This is a genomic window from Gemmatimonadaceae bacterium, assembly GCA_035533015.1.
In the GTDB taxonomy this organism is placed as follows: domain Bacteria; phylum Gemmatimonadota; class Gemmatimonadetes; order Gemmatimonadales; family Gemmatimonadaceae; genus JAGWRI01.
The window spans coordinates 1-16,870 of sequence record DATLUQ010000024.1; the positions used below are offsets into that span (position 1 = coordinate 1).

The following is a 16,870-nucleotide window of genomic DNA, read 5'->3' on the forward strand; positions in this document are numbered from 1 at the left end:
CGCCGCGCACGTACGGCAGCACGTAGTACAGCATGCCGTCGGCGTCGCCCGAGTCGATGAGCGTGAGGATGTGCGGGTGATCCAGGCGCGCCGAGATCTTGATCTCGGTGAGGAACCGTTCGGCGCCGAGCACCGCGCCCAATTCTGGGCGCAGCACCTTGAGCGCTACCTGGCGCTCGAGCTTCCGGTCGTGGGCCAGGTACACCACGGCCATACCGCCGGCGCCGATTTCGCGCTCGATGACATAGCGGTCGCTGAGGGCGGCGGTGAGATGCGGGGTTTCGGGCACGGGCTAAACTGCGCTCGTCGGGGTCCGAGCGCCAGAGGGAGGCCGGCGCAGAGGAAGGCCGGCGCGCGCCCTGCCCGCCGCGTGATCCCGAGGCGCCAGGCACGGCGTGGCCGGGCCCGCGCCGCCCGGTATCTTTGGGCATGACCAAATCGCCGTCCGCACCACCCGCCGCCGTTCCGCCGGGCCGCCGGCCCGCCAGCCGCGGCCCGCGCGAATGGGCCCGCGCGTTCACCGGCTTCTACCCGCCGCTCGCCGAGGAGATGGCGCAGCTCGATCCGATCGCGCGCTTTCTCTACTCGGCGCGCAGCGTGATCCTCGTGATCTCGTTCCAGGCGGCGCTGCTGGCGGGCCTGCTGGCGCTCACCGACCGCCGCTTCGCCGTCGTGCCGTTCCTGCTCGTGCTGGTGGGATACGTCGTGCTCCACGCCATCAGCAATCTCTCAAACGACTACTTCGGGGCGCGGCGCGGGCACGACACCGCCGATTCGCCGCGCCGGCGCTACACCGTGCATCCGCTGCTGAGCGGCGCCGTGAGTTCGCGGCTGCTCGTGTCGGGGCTGGCGGTGCTGGTCGCGATCGCCGCCGCCATCGGCGTGTACTTCATCGCGCTGCGCGGCCTCCCGGCGGTGCTGCTCGTGGCGGCGGGCGCCCTGCTCCTCTGGGCGTACGACGCCGCGCCGCGCGCGCTCAAGGAGCTGGGGCTCGGCGAGCTCGCCGCGTTCGTCGTGTGGGGTCCGCTGATGGTGGCCGGCGGCTACTACGTGATTGCCGGCCAGGCGTCGAACGCGGCGCTGCTGGCATCGGTGCCCTACGGGTTGGGCGTGATGTCCATTCTCGTGGGCAAGCACATCGACCAGCGGCAATTCGACGCGAGCAAGCATCAGCGCACGCTGCCGGTGGTGCTGGGCGAGCGGTGGGCGCGGCGGCTGAACCGCGCGTCGGTGATCGCGATGTACGTGATCGTCGTGGGGGGCGTGGCGATGGGCGCGCTCACCCCGTTCGCGCTGCTGGTGCTGTTCGCCGCGCCGCGCGCGGTGCGCGCCGTGCGCGTCATGTCGGCCCCGGCGCCGAGCGAGCCGCCGGCGGGGTACGTGGGCTGGCCGCTCTGGTACCATCGCGTGTGCCTGGTGCACAACCGCCTGTTCGGGTGGCTGTACGTGGCGGGTTTGGCGCTGGGCGCGCTCGCGCCGGCCGTACGGCTGTAGCCGCGCCCGTCGCCGCGTAGCGGCACGGAAAAGCGCCGGCAGCCGCATGCGGCTGCCGGCGCTTTGCTGTTCCGGGACGACTACCGCCCGCCGTCGCCCTTGGGATGCATGCGGTCGGGGCCCGGGGGCACCGGCTTGAGATTCACCGGGTGCTCCTTGAGCAGCTTCATGGCCTCTTCCACAGCGCGCTCCAGCTGCGGGTCGTGGCCGGCATTGCGCGCCGCGGGCGTCTGCTCCACCTGGATGTCCGGCGGCACGCCCTTGTTCTCCACGTCCCACTGGCCGTCGGGGTTGTAGAAGCCCGTGCTCGGCGCGCTGATGAATCCGCCGTCCACGAACCGCGGCTCGCCGCCCCATCCCACGAGTCCGCCCCACGTCTTGGTGCCGATGAGCGGCCCGACGTGCATCTCGCGGAACATGTACGGGAACATGTCGCCGCCCGACCCGCTCATCTCGTTGATGATGAGCACCTTGGGCCCCCAGATCGCCGCCGCCGGCGCGGTGACCGCCGTGTAGCGGTCGCCCAGCCGCTGGCTGAAGTAGCCGTGCAGTTGGCGCGTCATGATGTCGATCATGTAGTCGGCGATGCTGCCGCCGTGGTTGAACCGCTCATCGATCACCGCGCCCTTCTTGTTCTGCTGCGCGAAGTAGTAGCGGTTGAAGTTCGTATAGCCGCCCTCGCCCGTATCGGGGATGTACACGTAGGCGAGTTCGCCATGCGAGAGCGAATCCACCGTACGGCGATTCCCCTCGATCCAGTCGCGCTCGCGCAGCGTCATCTCGCTGGCGATGGGCACGACGGTGACGACATGCGAGCCCTCCATGACCGGACGGCTGTTGACGCGGAGCTGCACCTGCTTGCCCACGGTGCCGAGGAATGCCTCGTAGATGTCCTCCGACGGCAGGAGATCGACGCCGTTCACGCTCAGGATGTAGTCGCCCGCGTGGACGTCCACGCCGGGGGCGGAGAGCGGCGCGCGCAGCGAGGGATTCCAGTTCTCGCCGCGATAGATCTTGGCGATGCGGTAGCGGCCGTTGGCCACTTCGTAGTCGGCGCCGAGCAGTCCCGCCGGCAGCGCGTCGGCCTTGGGCAGGTCGCCGCCACCCGCGAAGCTGTGCCCCACCGTCAGTTCTCCCTGCATCTGCGAGAGCAGCGTGGTGAGGTCGGCGCGGTGGCGGACGTACGGGAGGAACACCTCGTACTTCTTCTTGATGGCCGGCCAGTCGGCGCCGTTCAGGTTGGCAACGTACAGGTAATCGCGCTCGATGCGCCACGCCTCGTCGAAGATCTGGCGCCACTCGACAATGGGGTTGACGGTGACCTTGAGATCGGACGTGGCGAGGAGCCCCTTGGCAGGGGCCGGCGCGGGACCGATGGCGTCCACCACCGCCCAGCGGCCGTCGGGCATGCCCATGGGCGTCGCACCCTGGTAGAGCAGCTTCTTGCCGTCGAACGAGAGCGCGTACTCCTCGGCGGCGGCGTTCACGAGGTCGATCGCCTTGCGCTCCTTGAGGTCGTAGCGGTGCAGGACGTCGGCGCGGTTCGGGACGTGCTCGATGTAGTAGAACTCGCCCGCCGCCCCGGTGCGGAGGTTGGCGTAGTCGCGGCTCGGCACATCCAGCGAGAGGATGCGCTGCGACAACCCGTCGAAATCAATGTGCACCTCGGGCGCCTCGACCTTGGCGCCGTTGGAATCCGGCTTGGCCGGGTGACCGGTCGCGGCCGGCTCGTCGCCCGTCTCCGGCAGCAGCGGCGAGGGATCGGCCTTGGACAGCACGGCGAGATACACGCCCCGCTCCATCGGCTGGTTGTACGAACTCATGTCCAGCCAGCCGCTGCGGAGGGCGAAGTCCGTGGACGCGAGGAACAGCAGATACTTGCCGCTCCGGTCCCACACGGGATCGATGACGTCGGACATTCCGCTCGTGACCTGGTGCGCGGTATGGTCCGCGAGGTCGTACACGAAGGCGGCGTGGTACTGCGAGCCGAGGAGGCGCTTGGTGTAGGCGATCCAGCGCGAGTCGGGGGACCACGACGGCGAGAGATCGCGGTCGGGCCAGGTGTAGTTGTCCTGGTCCACGCGCGTTTCCTGTCCGGTCGCGAGGTCGAGCACCCAGAGGTTCGTCTCGGCGTCGGTGAACAGGATCTTCTTGCCGTCGGGCGACCACTCGGGCGCGTAGAAGTACGTCGGCTGCTGGAGCTTGTACGCGCGGGGGGTGGTGAGTCCGTCCTGGTCTCCGACCATCAGCTCGTACTCGCCCGTGCTGTCGCTGAACCAGGCGATCTGCTTGCCGTCGGGCGACCAGATGGGCGTGCGGTCGGCGATGCCCGACGAGTGCGTGAGGTTACGCCACGTTCCCTTGTCCGTGGGCACCGTGATCACGTCGCCGCGCGCTTCGAACAGGGCGCGCACGCCGGTGGGCGAGAGCTGCGGTGCCGTGAGCGCCTTGGAGATGTCGGCCGCGTGCGGCATGGCCCAGGGGAAGTCGCCGGTGACGTGGATGTCGAGCGTGCGGTCCTGGCCCGTCTTCGGATCGTAGACGTGGACGTCGCCCGCCTGCTCGTAGGCAACCACGCCCGCGCCGGCGTTCACGCTCTCGACTTCATAGTCGCGATAGTGCGTGATCTGCTTGAGGGCCTTGGTCTTCGTGTCGTACGACCAGAGGTTGTTGATCCAGTCGCGGTCGGAGATGAAGTAGATGGTGTTGCCGAGCCACACCGGCTGCTGATCGCGGCTGTCGGTCCATGGGAGCTTGTACATCGCGTACGTCTTGAGGTCCATCACGCGGATGGGCTGGTTCTGACCGCCGCGATAGCGCTGCATCTCGACTTCCCACGGACGGTCCAGCTGGTAGGCCAGGTCGCTGCCGTCAGGGGAGACGGCGCCGTAGAGGGCGCGGGGAACGGGGAGCCGGGTGGGCAGACCGCCCGTGAGCGGCACGGTCCAGAGCTGCGGCTCGCCGTCGGGCATGCCCGTGCGCTGGGATTCGAAGACGACGTCCTGTCCGTCGGGGGTCCAGCCGCGCACCAGATCGGCGCCCGGGTGATAGGTGAGGCGGCGCGGCGTGCCGCCCTCCACGCTCACGACGTACACGTCGGGGTTGCCGCCGTACTCGCCGGTGAAGGCCAGCCACTTCCCGTCGGGGGAGAAGTGCGGATCGCTCTCCACCGTGGGCGACGAGGTCACCCGGCGCGCGTCGCCCCCGCTGCGCGGGGCGAGCCAGATGTCGCCGGCGTAGGCGAACGCGACGTATTGCGCGCTGACATCGGGTTGATGGAGGAGCCGCGTGGATTGGGCGGGGGCGACGGCCGGGAACAGGGCGGCCGCGAGCGCCGCGATCAGGAAGCGAGTGCGCATGATGGAACCGGATTGCTGTGCGGTAGGGGTGGCAGCGACGGTCGTTGCTCCAAAATGCACCGCGCGCGTCAGAACCGCGAGATGCGGGCTCGGGCCCGCCTCACGGCGCGCCTCCCCCGCCACCCTGCCCTGCCCGCCGCACCTTGTTCACGAACGGCGGATGATGCGGCGCCGGGACCCCCTTGGTCTCCAGCAGCGTGAGGGCCTCTTGCACCGCGCGTTCGAGCTGCGGATCGCGGCCCGCCGCCCAGTCCTTGGCGTCGAGATACACCGGAATGTCGGGCGGCACCCCCTCGTTCTCGGCCACCCAGTGGTCGCCGGAGAACACGCCGCTGCACGGCGAGGTGATCGTACCGCCGTCCACGAGCGGATAGGGGACGCACGCCGCCACCAGCCCGCCCCACGTGCGGGCGCCGACGAGCGGACCGATCTTGAGCTGCCGGAACGCCCACGGGAAATAATCCCCGCCGCTTCCCGCCCGCTCGTTGATGAGCAGCACCTTGGGCCCCAGCACACCCGCGATGGGCAGGCGGAAGTCAATGCCGCCCGCCGCATCGTTGGTGACGCCGCCAATCAGCTTGCGGCTCATCATGTCCACCATGTAGTCGTCCAGCGATCCGCCGCCGTTGAACCGCTCGTCGATCACCGCCCCCTCGCGGTCCTGCTGCGCGAAGAAGTAGCGGTTGAACGACGTGAACCCGGGCCCGGCCGTGTTCGGCACCCACACGTACGCCAGCTTGCCGTGCGACAGGGAATCCACGATCCGGCGGTTCGACTCCACCCACGCGCGCTGGCGCAGGGCGACGTCACTGCGCAGCGGCACCACCGTCACCGTCCACGAGCCGTCGGTCGTGGGCCGGTCGTTCAGCCGGAGCACCGTCTGCTGGTCGGCCGTGCCATCCAGGAACCGGTATGGATCCTCGGACGCCGTCAGTTCCCGTCCGTTCACGGCCAGCAGATAGTCGCCCTCCGCGGCGCGGACCCCGGGCGCGGCGAGCGGCGCCGAGAGCTCGGGGTTCCAGCTCTCCGATGTGTAGATATGCGTGAGGCGCCAGCGTCCGTTCTGCGCCTCGAGGTCGGCGCCCAGCAGCCCGGTGCGCACCGTGTCCACCGGAGGGTAGTATCCGCCCCCCGTGAAGCTGTGCCCCACGCTCAGCTCGCCGCCGAGCATGTCGAGGATGTACCGCAGGTCCTCGCGGCTCCGCACGTACGGCACCAGCGGCGCGTAGCGCCGGTGCACCGCCGGCCAGTCGGCCCCGTGCAGGTTGGGCGCGTAGAAGAAGTCCCGCTCGATGCGCCACGCTTCCTCGAAGATCTGGTGCCACTCGGCGGCCGGGTCCATCCACGTCCGGAGCGTCACGTTGAGCCGGCCGTCGGTGGGCTTGGGCGGCATCGCCGTCCCGACCAGGTGCCACGCGGGGCCCTGCTGATACAGCAGCTTGCTGCCGTCCAACGACAGCGCCACCTGCCGCACGCCGCTCACGAAGACTTCGCCCTTGCGCTTCTTCATGTCGAAGCGGTGCACCGTCACGCCGGGGCCGTCCTGCATCGCTTCGGACAGGAACACCACGCCGGCCGCTCCCGCGTCGATCGCGCTGTAACTCCGCACGGGCACGGGCAGCGCCACGATGCGCCGATCGATGCCCGCCACGTCCACGCTCACCGTGACCGCCGAGTCGCCGTTCATCCGGCCGCCGGCGCCTGCCCCGCCAGGGCCGCGCCGCGCCGAATCGCCCGACGGCCGCGCGGGAGTTCCCGGCTCGTCATCACTCTGCGGCGCGAACGGCGTGGGGTCGCCGGCCCGCAGCACGGCCACGTAGGCGCCGTACGTGGGCCGTGCCTGCTGGTTGCTCAGGTTGGCCCAGGCACTTGCCAATCCCAGGTTGGTGCTGGCCAGGAAGTACAGCCACCGGCCGCCCTTGTCCCACGCCGGCGACGTGGCGTCGGCGAGGTCGTTGGTGAGCGCCGCCCTCTTGCCGCTCTCCAGCGACCAGACGACGATGCGATGGAAATGGTTGGGAAATTCCTTGGCGTACGCCAGCCACTTCGAGTCCGGCGACCAGGTGAGGCCGAGCCCGCGTCGGTTCTGGATCGAGCCGTCGGTGTCGGCGGTCACGAGCGCGCCGGTGGCCACGTCCATCACGTGAATGCGCGCGCGCTGATCCACCCAGGCCATGTGCTTGCCGTCGGGCGACCAGGTGGCGCTCCATGCGTATCGCGTCTCGTCGCCGATGGGAATGGCGCGCGGCGCGTCCAGCCCCTGCTGATCGCCGATCATCAGTTGGTAGCCCGGCCCCGAGTCCGAGAACCACGCGATCTGCTTCCCGTCGGGCGACCACATGGGCGACCGGTCCGCCGCGCCCGGCGAGTGCGTGAGATTGCGGACGTCTCCCTCCTCGGCGGGCACGGTGTAGATGTCGCCCCGCGCCTCGAACAGCGCGCGCTTGCCGGTGGGCGACAGCGACGCCGCGGCGATGCTGTGGCTCACGTCCTCCCAGTGTGGCATGGCCCAGGGGAAATCGCCGTGCACCGTGATGTCGAGCTTGCGCGTCTGGCCCGACGCCGGATTCAGCAGCCAGATCCAGCCGTCTTCCTCGAACGCGAGGGCATCCGTGGCGCCCCCGCCCAGCGTCTTCACGTCGGCGTCGGTGAAGTGCGTGACCTGGGCCAGCTGCTTGGTGGCCACGTCGTACGACCAGACGTTCGTGGTGTAGTCGCGGTCGGAGAGAAAGAAGACCTTCCCGCCGAGCCACACGGGCCAGGTGTCGGTGGTCCGTTCGTCGTTGGGCAGCGGCGTCTCGTCGAGCGTCTTGCGGTCGAGAATCGTGAGCGGGGTATTCTGGCCGCCGCGGTAGTTGCGGAACTCCACGTCCCACCGGTCCACGCGGTCCACGACCAGCCGCGCCCCATCGGGGGAGAACGATCCGCGGAAGGCCATGGCCTCGGGCACCTCGTTCGGCGGGCCGCCGTCGGTGGGCACGAGCCAGAGGTGGGCGTACGGCACCGGCGCCGAGCCGCGGTCGGAGGCGTACAGCACCTCCTTGCCGTCGGGCGTCCAGCCGCGGGCGTACGACGGCGACGGATACCAGGTGAGGCGGTGCGGCTCCCCGCCGTCGGCGGCGACGATCCAGACCTCGGGCATGCCCGTACGGTTCGACGTGAACGCCACCCACCGGCCGTCGGGCGAGAAGTGGGGGTCGGTCTCGATGGCCGGCGTCGCCGTCAGGCGCCGCGCTTCGCCGCCGTTGCGGCTCACGACCCAGAGGTCGCCACCGTACTCGAACGCCACCTGTGTGGCACTGACGGTAGGCTGGCGCAACAGCCGCGTGGATTGCGCGCCCAGCGGCGCGGCGAACGGCACGAGGGCGAGCACGAGACCGATGAGGCGAGCGCGAGTCTGCATGGCGGAACTCCGGCGGGTGATGTGCGGGCTGGCGGCCACTGGGTGGAACGCTTGGTCAACCGATCCCCGGATGCTGAGACGACGGCCAAACATGCACCAAGCCGGCGCCGGGCGCGAGGCGGAGCGTGGTGTTGAATTTGGTAATGACTTTGGTAAATTCATCCTATGGCCAAGAAGGTTCGTGAGCCCATCCAGGTCTACCTCACCGCCGAGGAACGGGCCGCCCTCGATCGCGCGGCGCAGGAGCTGGGCGTATCCCGTTCCGAGGCGCTGCGACGTGGGATCAGCACGATGCGCGATTCGGGCACTGGCGGGGCGTTGCAGGATCTCGCAGACGCGGGGTACGTGACGCCTGCGGCCACCGGTCCCGCCGCGCCTCCCCCGTCGCGTCCTGTGGCGCGCTTCAAGACCCTCCTGGCCGAACTCGCGCGGGATCGCGGCGAGCAATGATCTACGTGGATACGTCGGTGGCGCTGGCGCATCTGCTGGCGGAGGATCGCCGTCCGCCCGTCGAGCTCTGGCAGGAGGAACTCGTCACGAGCCGACTGCTCGAATACGAATTGTGGACGCGGCTTCACGCCCGCGGGTTGGCCCGATCGCACGGCGACGTGGCCCGACTTCTGCTGGCGCGACTGGCGTGGCTGGAGTTGCGCCCGCCGGTGCTGGAGCGCGCGCTCCAGCCGTTTCCGGCGCCCGTTCGCACGCTGGACGCCCTTCACCTCGCGTCGGTGAGCTTTCTCCGGGAGCACGGACGGGACGTTAGATTGGCAACATACGACAAGCGGATGATGCGTGTGGCACGCGCCATGGGCATCCCGCTCATGGGCGCGCGCACTTCCTGAATCCGGCGCGGGCCCTCGGTCGCCGCCCGTCGCGACGCAACGCCAGTTCCGGTCGTCATACGCGCGCCCCCGCACCAGGCACTCCCATGGACCTCTTCGAAGCCATTGCCGCCCGCCGCTCCATCAAGCAGTTCGCCGACCGGCCGATCACCCGCGACGAGATCGCGCGGCTGCTGGACGCCGCGGTTCAGGCCCCGAACCATCGCATGACGCAGCCCTGGCGCTTCTACGTGCTGGGACCGGAGGGCCGGCGCGCCTACGGCGAGGTGCTCGGCGCACGCAAGGCCAAGAAGGTCGAGGACCCGGAGGCCGCCCGCGCGGTGGCCGGGAAGGTCGCCGCCGCGGAGTCCGCACTGCCCGGCGAGATCGCGGTGAGCATGACGCTCGACGAGAACCCGGAGATCCGCGAGGAGGACTACGCGGCGACGATGATGGCCGTGCAGAACCTGATGCTGGCGGCGCACGCGATGGGGCTTGGCACGCACCTCAAGACCGGAGCGGTGATGGACGATCCGCGGGCCCGGGCCGCGGTGGGCGTGCCGGAAGGCCAGCGGATCGTGGCGTTGATCCAGTTGGGCGAGCCGGCGGAGGTGCGCGAGCCGAAGCCGCGGCGCGCGGCGGCCGAAGTCACGACCTGGGTGGCGTAGGGCGGCGGGCGGCGCGGGCGGCGGAGAGGCGAGCCGGTATCGTGGTCACTGCTTCATCTTCTCGCGCAGTTCCGTGAACCAGTTGAGCACCACGACCGCGGTTGGCATGCCGGCGCGCTGAACGGGACGCACCATCAGGAAGCGGTTCCCGTCCGGCGTCACGTCGTACGTCACATCGCGTTCGTTTCCGGCACTCCCGACCACCGGTTCGTTGAAAAGCATGACCGGCGTGCCGGCGTCTCCGGTGGCCGGATTGATCGGCACGGCCATCATCGCGGTGCCGCGGCGGTAGACCAGCTCACGCCCGCCGCGCGTCCACCGCGGCTCCGTGCCGCCGTCCACGGAGATCTGGTGGCGCCCCCCCGAGCCGTCGGCCGCTCGCAACAACACGTCGTACCGGCCATTCGGGTTGCTCGCGTACGCGATCCACCGGCCGTCGGGCGAGAACGCGGGTTCCCGTTCGTCCGATCGGGATTTGGGGTCGAGGGCCCGGGGGGCGCCGCGACCGTCGGTCTGCGCGATCGTGATCCGGCTGCCAGTGCTGGTCTCTTCGGTGTACGCCACGAGCCGTCCGTCCGAGGAGATCGACGTGGCATACTTGTCCAACGGCGTCGAGACCACCGCCGTGTCGGACGTGCCGTCCGCCGCAATCTCGTGCAGGTCGAACTGCGGCGTCTCGAAGTCGTAGATGAGATGCCGGCTGTCTGGCATCCAGACGGCGTTGAACGCCACGCCTGGCGCGTGCGTGAGCCCCGTGAGCAGCTTCCGGGTGACGTCGTAGAGCAGCACGGTCTTCTTGGGCGCCACCTGGGTGACGGCGATCCACCGGCCGTCGGGCGACAGGCGCGGCTCGGCCCAACTTCCGGTATCGGGGAGCGCGCGCGTGGCGTGCCCGTCGCGATCGACCCACACGACCTCGCGCGGCACGTTCCACGCCTGAGCGCTCACATAGACGAGCGTCCCGTTCGGGGACACCGCGAAGCTGCCCAAGCCGTCATCCACTTGCTGGTAGACGTCGCCCTGCACCGGGGTCGGCGTGCCGCTGATCTTCAACGAGGCCGGATCGAACCTCACGGCGAAGATCGTCTGGTCGCGCATGAAGAGCAGGTATCCGGGAGTGGCGTACTGCGCGAACATCGCATCGTCCACCAACGGCGTGATTTCGTGCGACTGGAGATCCACCGCTTCGATCCGCGACCGCGTCACCGGCGTCGCGTAGGCCGTGAACACGACGGCGCGTCCGCCCGGCAGCGCGAGCGGATTCCAGTGTCGGAATTCGTGCCGCGCCGTGTCGAGGTGCGTGAGCGGCAACGGGTGGCCCCGAGCCGCGGGGAACTCGATCAACCCGCGTTCCCCCGCTACGATGAGAGAACCGTCGGCGAGCCACGCCGCCGCGTTGTTCGATCCCGAATCGGTCACCGCCGTGGACGTACCGCCACCCACCGGGATTCTCCGGACGCTGGCTGTAGTGGCGTAGGCGAGCCACCTGCCATCCGGCGAATACTGCGGATAGTCCCCGCCATCCGTGCCGGGAATCGTGCGCAACGCCGTCGTGGCGAGATCGCGCTCGACCAGATGATCGGCCCCAGCACTGTCCTCGACCTGCATCGCGATGCGCCGGCCATCCGCGGAGATGGCGAGCATCGGCGTTTCGAGCCCCGGATGGCCGATGTCGAACGTGAACCGCACGGGCGCCGGTTCGGCGGGGCGCTGGACCCAACCGCGGAGCAGCCAGCCAAGCGCCAGCGCCGCCGCGACGGCCACCGCGCCGACGACCGCCGCGCGCCCCGACGCGCCGGCCGTGCGCGCGGCATCCATGCTTCCGTCCCGGGGTGCCGGGCGATTGCTCACCGCCGTGGTATCGCCCAGCGCAGCGGCGAACTGGGCTGCGCTCGCGAAGCGGTCGGCCGGGAGCTTCTCCAGCGCCTTCAGCACCGCCGCCTCGACGTGCGGTGGAACCGTATGGCGCTGCTGCGTGACCGACGCGGGCGCCGCGGTCAACACCTTGGCGACGATCGCCTGCGCCGTCGACCCGGTGAACGGCGGGTCGCCCACCAGCATCTCGTAGAGCATGGCGCCCAGCGCGTACACGTCGGCGGCGGGTGTGATTTCCCGCTCGCCCATCGCCTGCTCGGGACTCATGTAGTGCGGCGTGCCGAGGGACATGCCTGTCTCGGTCATGCGCGTGCCGCCGTCCGAGCGGCTCACGGCGAGCGCAATGCCGAAATCAGCCACCAGCGCGTGGCCGCCGTGCAGCAGCACGTTCTCCGGCTTGATGTCGCGGTGGATCACGCCGTGCCCGTGTGCGTATTCGAGCGCGTCGGCCACTTCGCTCGCGATCCGCAGGGCGTCGTCCACCGGGAGCTGCTTCTCGCGGTTCAGCCGGTCGCGTAGCGACTCGCCCTCGACGTACGGCATGACGTAGAAGACCGTGCCGTCCACCTCGCCCGAATCGAACAGCGCGAGGATGTGCGGATGCTGCAGGTTGGCCGTGGTCTTGATCTCGGCCAGGAAGCGCTCGCCGCCGATCACGGCCGAGAGCTCGGGGCGCAGGACCTTCAGCGCGACCTTGCGGTCGTGCTTGAGATCGTGGGCGAGATAAACGGTCGCCATGCCGCCCGCGCCGAGCTCGCGCTCGATGCGGTAGCGGTCGGCGAGGGCCGCGGTGAGGCGAGCGGGGACGTCAGCCACTACGCCGTTTCCTCCCACGGGCCTTCGCTCACGGCCGACAGCTTCTTCATCAACGGGATCAACGCGGCCGCGATCACGGTGCCGATCACGGCCACGATGCCCAGCTTCGTGAAGAGGCTCGTGTAGAGCGGCAGCGTGTCCACGGGGCTGGTCACGTTCTGGGGCACACTGGCGTAGGTCGCGACGTAGCTGCCGATGTATTGCGCGATTCCGACCCCGAGGAACCAGACGCCCATGATGAACCCGCGAAGCGACGGGCCGACGTAACGCGCGACCATGGCGAGGCCGAGTCCGCTGATCAGGAGCTCGCCGAGCGACTGGAAGCCGTAGCCGGCGACCATGAACCAGAAGGAGATCTTGCCGCCGGCGGCGAAGCGGCCGCTGAAGCCGTAGATGAAGAAGCCCACGGCCAGCACCGCGAACCCCATGGCGAACTTCGTCGAGATGTGGAAGTCGCCGCCCTCGCCCCGTCCGAGCCGCGTGTACAGCCAGGCGAGCGCCGGGCTCAGGATGAAGATCCAAACCGGGTTGAGCGCCTGCACCTGCCCTGCCGGCACGTCGTAGCCGAAGAGGTTGAGGTTGACGTTGCGGAGCGAGAAGAGCGTGAGCGACGTGGACATCTGCTGGTAGAAGATGAAGAAGAGCATACCGAGGCCGGTCAGGATCAGGACGGCGACGAGCCCTTTGCGTTCGCGCTCGTTTCCCCGCTGCCCCATGACCCAGAAGATGGCGAGCATGGCGAGAAACCCGAGGAACACCGTCGCCCGCGCGACGGTCCGGTTCTGGACGATGTACGTCACGAGCACGATGCCGACGACGATCCCGATCAGCACCAGGACGAGGCGCTTCACGTCGAGCGGCTCGAAGTCCGGCGCCGAACCGACGTGCCGCAGGTAGCGGCTCATCGCGAGGTAGTTGAGGATGCCGACCACCAGGCCCGCCGCGCAGACGGCGAACGCGGCGTGCCATCCGACCTTGACCGCGATGAGCGGCGTCGCGATCTGCGATGCCGCCGAACCGATGTTGACCGCCATGTAGTACATCGTGAACGCGCTGTCGATCCTGGCGGAGTCCCCCTCGTAGAGCTTGGAGATCATGTTGGCGGGGTTCGCCTTGAAGATGCCTCCGCCCACCGCCACCACGGCCAGCGCGGGGAAGAGCAGCCCCGGATGATTCGGAATCGAGAGCCCGATGTATCCGAGCGCGAGGATCAACGCGCCAAGGACCGTCGTGCGGCGGCTGCCCAGGATCTTGTCGCCGATCCAGCCGCCCACCGAGGGAACGGTGTACGCGAGCGCCGCGAACGCGCCGTAGGTGAGGTTGGCGCGGTCGTCGGTGTAGCCGAGCTGCTGCACCATGTAGAGCACGACGACGGCCGTCATGCCGTAGTAGCCGAACCGCTCCCACATCTCGACCAGGAAGAGGGTCGTGAATCCCTTCGTCCGCGAACGTTCCTGCGCCTCGGTCGTCATATTGGTTTCCTCAACCCGTGAATGGTCGGCGGTGCGGAGCATGCCCGAACCTCGCGCTCGATGCGGCAGCGGTCGGCGAGGGCGGCGGTGCGGCGATCGAGAGGGGTCGTCATCGGTTCGCCGCGTCCACGGCGCGCTCCATCGACGTCGACCAGCGGGGAATGACTCGAAGGTACGTCGCACCGCGGTCCTGGGGACCCTGGAGATAGACGATGCCACCTTCCCAGTCCGGCCGGTTGGACCATCCGAAGGTGTCGGAGAAGCGCGGATCGGCTCCCCATACGGATGCCGTCCCGAACGGCTCCCCGGTCGGCGGGTCGATCTGCACCGCGTACCACGTGAACCCGGATCGATAGAGGATCTCCGAGTTGGAGAGCCAGATGGGTTCCACGGCGCTGGTGGCGACCTGGCGTTCCCATGACCCCGGGGGATTGGCCGTCAGCACGACGCGGCTCCCCGCCAACTGGCTGAACACGATGTGGCGTCCGTCGGGGGACGTCATGGCATAGATCCGGTCGCGGGCAATGGTATCGAACCGGGCGGTCCGCGCGAGCGGATCGAAGCGGACGATCCGGTGTGTGGTTCCGATCGCGCCGAGCGCCTGATGAGGGGCGGACCAGTCCAGCAACGTCGGAACCGCGTCGGCGTCGTGAGACGCGTAGATCGTGTCCGGCGCCGCCGCGGATGCAGGGGCCCCCCGCAGGATGGCGGCACCGGCGGAGTCCTGCACCTCCACGATCAGCGTGGAGTCGTCCGCGCCCCAAAGCGGCTGATCGACGTATGCGGCCCGCAGCCAGGCGAACGACTGACCGCTACGCAGGTTGTAGATCCGCAGCTCGTAGTAGCCCGGTCCCCCCACGACGGCGGCAAGCCAGCGTCGATCGTGGCTCACGTCCCAGCGCTGATACGCATCGGCCGGGATGGCCAGCGGCTGGGGCGATCCGCCGGGTGAGAGCTCCGCGAGCCTTCCGATCTGCGCGTTGCCGCCGGGGGCGAATACCAGCATCCCCGTAGGGGCGACATCGTAGTCCGCCGACCCGACTCCGCCCGCCCGGATACCCGTAAGCAGCGAAACCGATCGGCCCACGGTTTGGGTGGCTGGGTCGTACCGCGCGGCACGCAGTTCGCCTTGAGAAACCTGGTAGACCAGGTATCGGCCGTCGACGAGACGAAACTCGAAGCCCGCCAGCGGGATCGAGGGCTGCCCGCCGGCGGTCCGCGTCTTCAGAGCCCAGACCCCGCCGGTGGCGGGGTCGACAACCCAGCCCACCCCGCGGAAGGTGCACAACATCCGGCGTTGGTCGGGCACCCAGCTGCCGTCGAAGCACCACGGAACGCGGTGGGTGTCGACCGTCCCCGCATCCGGATCGATACGCCGGAAGCGGAGACCGCCCTGGTCGACCACGAGCAGCGTCGTGGGCGTGATCCAGTCGAGGGCGTAGGGGTCGCCGTCGAAATCGGCGATGGCGCGCGGCTGCCCGCCCGCCATGGCAACGGTCATCAGGCTCGTGCGAGCGACGAACGCCAGCCGCGATCCGTCGGGAGAGATGCGCGGAGCGCTGGCGCCCTCGGTGCCCTGGATGGGCGCCGCGCTCGTGTCGCGGAGGCTGCGGCGCCAGAGCATCGTCGAGTTCCCCTGCTTGACCACGTACACGGCCACATGTCCGTCCGGCGAGAGCGAGATGCCGCGGAGCGGAGAGCCGTACGGCGTACTCGGCGTGAAGCCGGCGAAATCCATCGCAGCGCTATCGGGGAGCGCGACGTCGTAGACCTCCGGTCCATTCCCGCGGCCGCGGTGAACGAGTGCCCACGCCATGATGCCCAGCGAGAGGACGGCAACGGCCGCGAGCGCAAGCGTGCGAGGGTCACGCTGCCAGATCCGCGCGCCGTGCGCGGCCGCGGCCGTCGATTCCCTTTGCGTCGTTGCGAAGTGCGGATCGGCGAGCGCATCCGCAAACGACTTCGCGCTCTCGAACCGGTCGGCGGGGAGCTTCTCCAGTGCCTTCCCGAGCGCGGCCGCCACGTTCGCCGGGACCGACTTCCGCATTTGCGTGACCGGCGCCGCGTCCTCGGTCACGATCTTCATGATGATCTGCTGCGCCGAGGCCCCCACGTGCGGCGGATTTCCCGTGAGCATCTCGTACAGCACGCTCGCCAGGGAGTAGATGTCGGCGCGGTTGGTGATGTCCTTCTCCGCCGTCGCCTGCTCGGGACTCATGTAGTGCGGCGTGCCGAGCGAGAGACCGGTTTCCGTCATCCGCCCACCGCCCGCGGCGCTCACCGCCAGCGCGATCCCGAAGTCGGCCACCATCGGCCGCCCGTCGTGCAGCAGGATGTTCTCGGGCTTGATGTCGCGGTGGATCACGCCGCGGCGGTGCGCGTAGTCGAGCGCGTCGGCCACTTCGCGCGTGATCTTCACCGCCTCATCGACGCCGAGCTGCGTCTCGCGATTCAGCTTGTCGCGCAGGGTCTCGCCCTCGACGTACGGCATCACGTAGTACAGGAAGCCGTCGGCGCTCCCAGAGTCGAACAGCGGCAGGATGTGCGGGTGCTGCAGCTGCGCGGTGGTCGTGATCTCCTGCACGAACCGGTCGGCGCCCAAGACGGCGGCGAGCTCGGGCTTGAGGACCTTGATCGCGACCTGGCGATGGTGCTTGAGATCTTCGGCGAGATAGACCGTCGCCATCCCGCCCTGGCCGAGCTCGCGCTCGATGCGATAGCGATCGGCGAGGGCCGCGGCGAGACGGTCGGGAGCCACGGTCATTGGCCGGCCATCTTTCGTTTCAGTTCGTCGAGGAAGTTGAATACCACCACCACGTGCACCGCGTCACCCGTGGTTCCCTGGATCATGAGAAAGCGCTGCCCGTCGGGCGCCACGGCCCATTGCTGCGAGAACGCGTTCAGGAAATACCCCCCGGCCGCGAACAACACCCGCGGCTGCCCCACCTGAAACGCTGCGCCG

The 16,870-nt window shown here is 69.3% G+C and carries 11 protein-coding genes; 4 read left to right on the forward strand and 7 right to left on the reverse strand.

Annotation, left to right across the window (positions count from 1 at the left end; all coding sequences use genetic code 11):
- The coding region (locus tag VNF92_04985) for a protein kinase (GenBank protein HVA57221.1) at positions 1 to 289 on the reverse strand (289 nt) is incomplete at its 3' end.
- A gap of 140 nt (positions 290 to 429) precedes the next feature.
- Between VNF92_04985 and VNF92_04990 the strand changes: the two genes are divergently transcribed.
- The gene (locus VNF92_04990; protein HVA57222.1) at positions 430 to 1,494 is read left to right on the forward strand and encodes a prenyltransferase; all 1,065 of its coding nucleotides are present in this window, start codon (positions 430 to 432) and stop codon (positions 1,492 to 1,494) included.
- Between the two features lie 80 nt (positions 1,495 to 1,574).
- Here VNF92_04990 and VNF92_04995 read toward each other — a convergent pair whose 3' ends face one another.
- Together VNF92_04995 and VNF92_05000 are read right to left on the reverse strand one after the other, a co-directional pair.
- A complete protein-coding gene (locus VNF92_04995) occupies positions 1,575 to 4,853 on the reverse strand; it encodes a PDZ domain-containing protein (GenBank protein HVA57223.1) in 3,279 nt (1,092 codons plus the stop codon).
- Between the two features lie 100 nt (positions 4,854 to 4,953).
- Complete coding sequence (locus tag VNF92_05000; GenBank protein ID HVA57224.1) at positions 4,954 to 8,256, reverse strand: PDZ domain-containing protein; 3,303 nt, start codon at positions 8,254 to 8,256, stop codon at positions 4,954 to 4,956.
- A gap of 165 nt (positions 8,257 to 8,421) precedes the next feature.
- Between VNF92_05000 and VNF92_05005 the strand changes: the two genes are divergently transcribed.
- The 3 genes from VNF92_05005 to VNF92_05015 all read left to right on the forward strand — a co-directional run bounded on the left by VNF92_05005 (position 8,422) and on the right by VNF92_05015 (position 9,745).
- Complete coding sequence (locus tag VNF92_05005; GenBank protein HVA57225.1) at positions 8,422 to 8,706, forward strand: CopG family transcriptional regulator; 285 nt, start codon at positions 8,422 to 8,424, stop codon at positions 8,704 to 8,706.
- On the forward strand, positions 8,703 to 9,098 hold the full coding sequence (locus VNF92_05010; protein ID HVA57226.1) for a PIN domain-containing protein: 396 nt from the start codon (positions 8,703 to 8,705) through the stop codon (positions 9,096 to 9,098). Before VNF92_05005 ends, VNF92_05010 begins: the two co-directional genes overlap by 4 nt.
- Positions 9,099 to 9,184: 86 nt before the next feature.
- Positions 9,185 to 9,745 (forward strand): nitroreductase, encoded by a 561-nt coding sequence (locus VNF92_05015; protein HVA57227.1) that lies wholly within the window; start codon positions 9,185 to 9,187, stop codon positions 9,743 to 9,745.
- Between the two features lie 45 nt (positions 9,746 to 9,790).
- Here the strand turns inward: VNF92_05015 and VNF92_05020 are convergent, their stop codons facing one another.
- From VNF92_05020 to VNF92_05035, 4 genes are all read right to left on the reverse strand, one after another.
- A complete protein-coding gene (locus tag VNF92_05020; GenBank protein HVA57228.1) occupies positions 9,791 to 12,436 on the reverse strand; it encodes a protein kinase in 2,646 nt (881 codons plus the stop codon).
- Positions 12,436 to 13,908, reverse strand: coding sequence for an oligopeptide:H+ symporter (locus VNF92_05025; GenBank protein HVA57229.1), 1,473 nt, complete (start codon positions 13,906 to 13,908; stop codon positions 12,436 to 12,438). The genes VNF92_05020 and VNF92_05025 overlap by 1 nt, the downstream gene beginning before the upstream one ends.
- A gap of 109 nt (positions 13,909 to 14,017) precedes the next feature.
- Positions 14,018 to 16,672, reverse strand: coding sequence for a protein kinase (locus VNF92_05030; GenBank protein ID HVA57230.1), 2,655 nt, complete (start codon positions 16,670 to 16,672; stop codon positions 14,018 to 14,020).
- Positions 16,669 to 16,870: hypothetical protein (locus VNF92_05035; GenBank protein HVA57231.1), on the reverse strand; the 202-nt coding region annotated here is incomplete at its 5' end. The genes VNF92_05030 and VNF92_05035, both read right to left, overlap by 4 nt.

Coding starts and splice junctions, on each gene's coding strand:
- VNF92_04990 (HVA57222.1), top strand. CDS start 430: ATGACCAAATCGCCGTCCGCACCACCCGCCGCCGTTCCGCCGGGCCGC.
- VNF92_04995 (HVA57223.1), bottom strand. CDS start 4,853: ATGCGCACTCGCTTCCTGATCGCGGCGCTCGCGGCCGCCCTGTTCCCG.
- VNF92_05000 (HVA57224.1), bottom strand. CDS start 8,256: ATGCAGACTCGCGCTCGCCTCATCGGTCTCGTGCTCGCCCTCGTGCCG.
- VNF92_05005 (HVA57225.1), top strand. CDS start 8,422: ATGGCCAAGAAGGTTCGTGAGCCCATCCAGGTCTACCTCACCGCCGAG.
- VNF92_05010 (HVA57226.1), top strand. CDS start 8,703: ATGATCTACGTGGATACGTCGGTGGCGCTGGCGCATCTGCTGGCGGAG.
- VNF92_05015 (HVA57227.1), top strand. CDS start 9,185: ATGGACCTCTTCGAAGCCATTGCCGCCCGCCGCTCCATCAAGCAGTTC.
- VNF92_05025 (HVA57229.1), bottom strand. CDS start 13,908: ATGACGACCGAGGCGCAGGAACGTTCGCGGACGAAGGGATTCACGACC.
- VNF92_05030 (HVA57230.1), bottom strand. CDS start 16,672: ATGACCGTGGCTCCCGACCGTCTCGCCGCGGCCCTCGCCGATCGCTAT.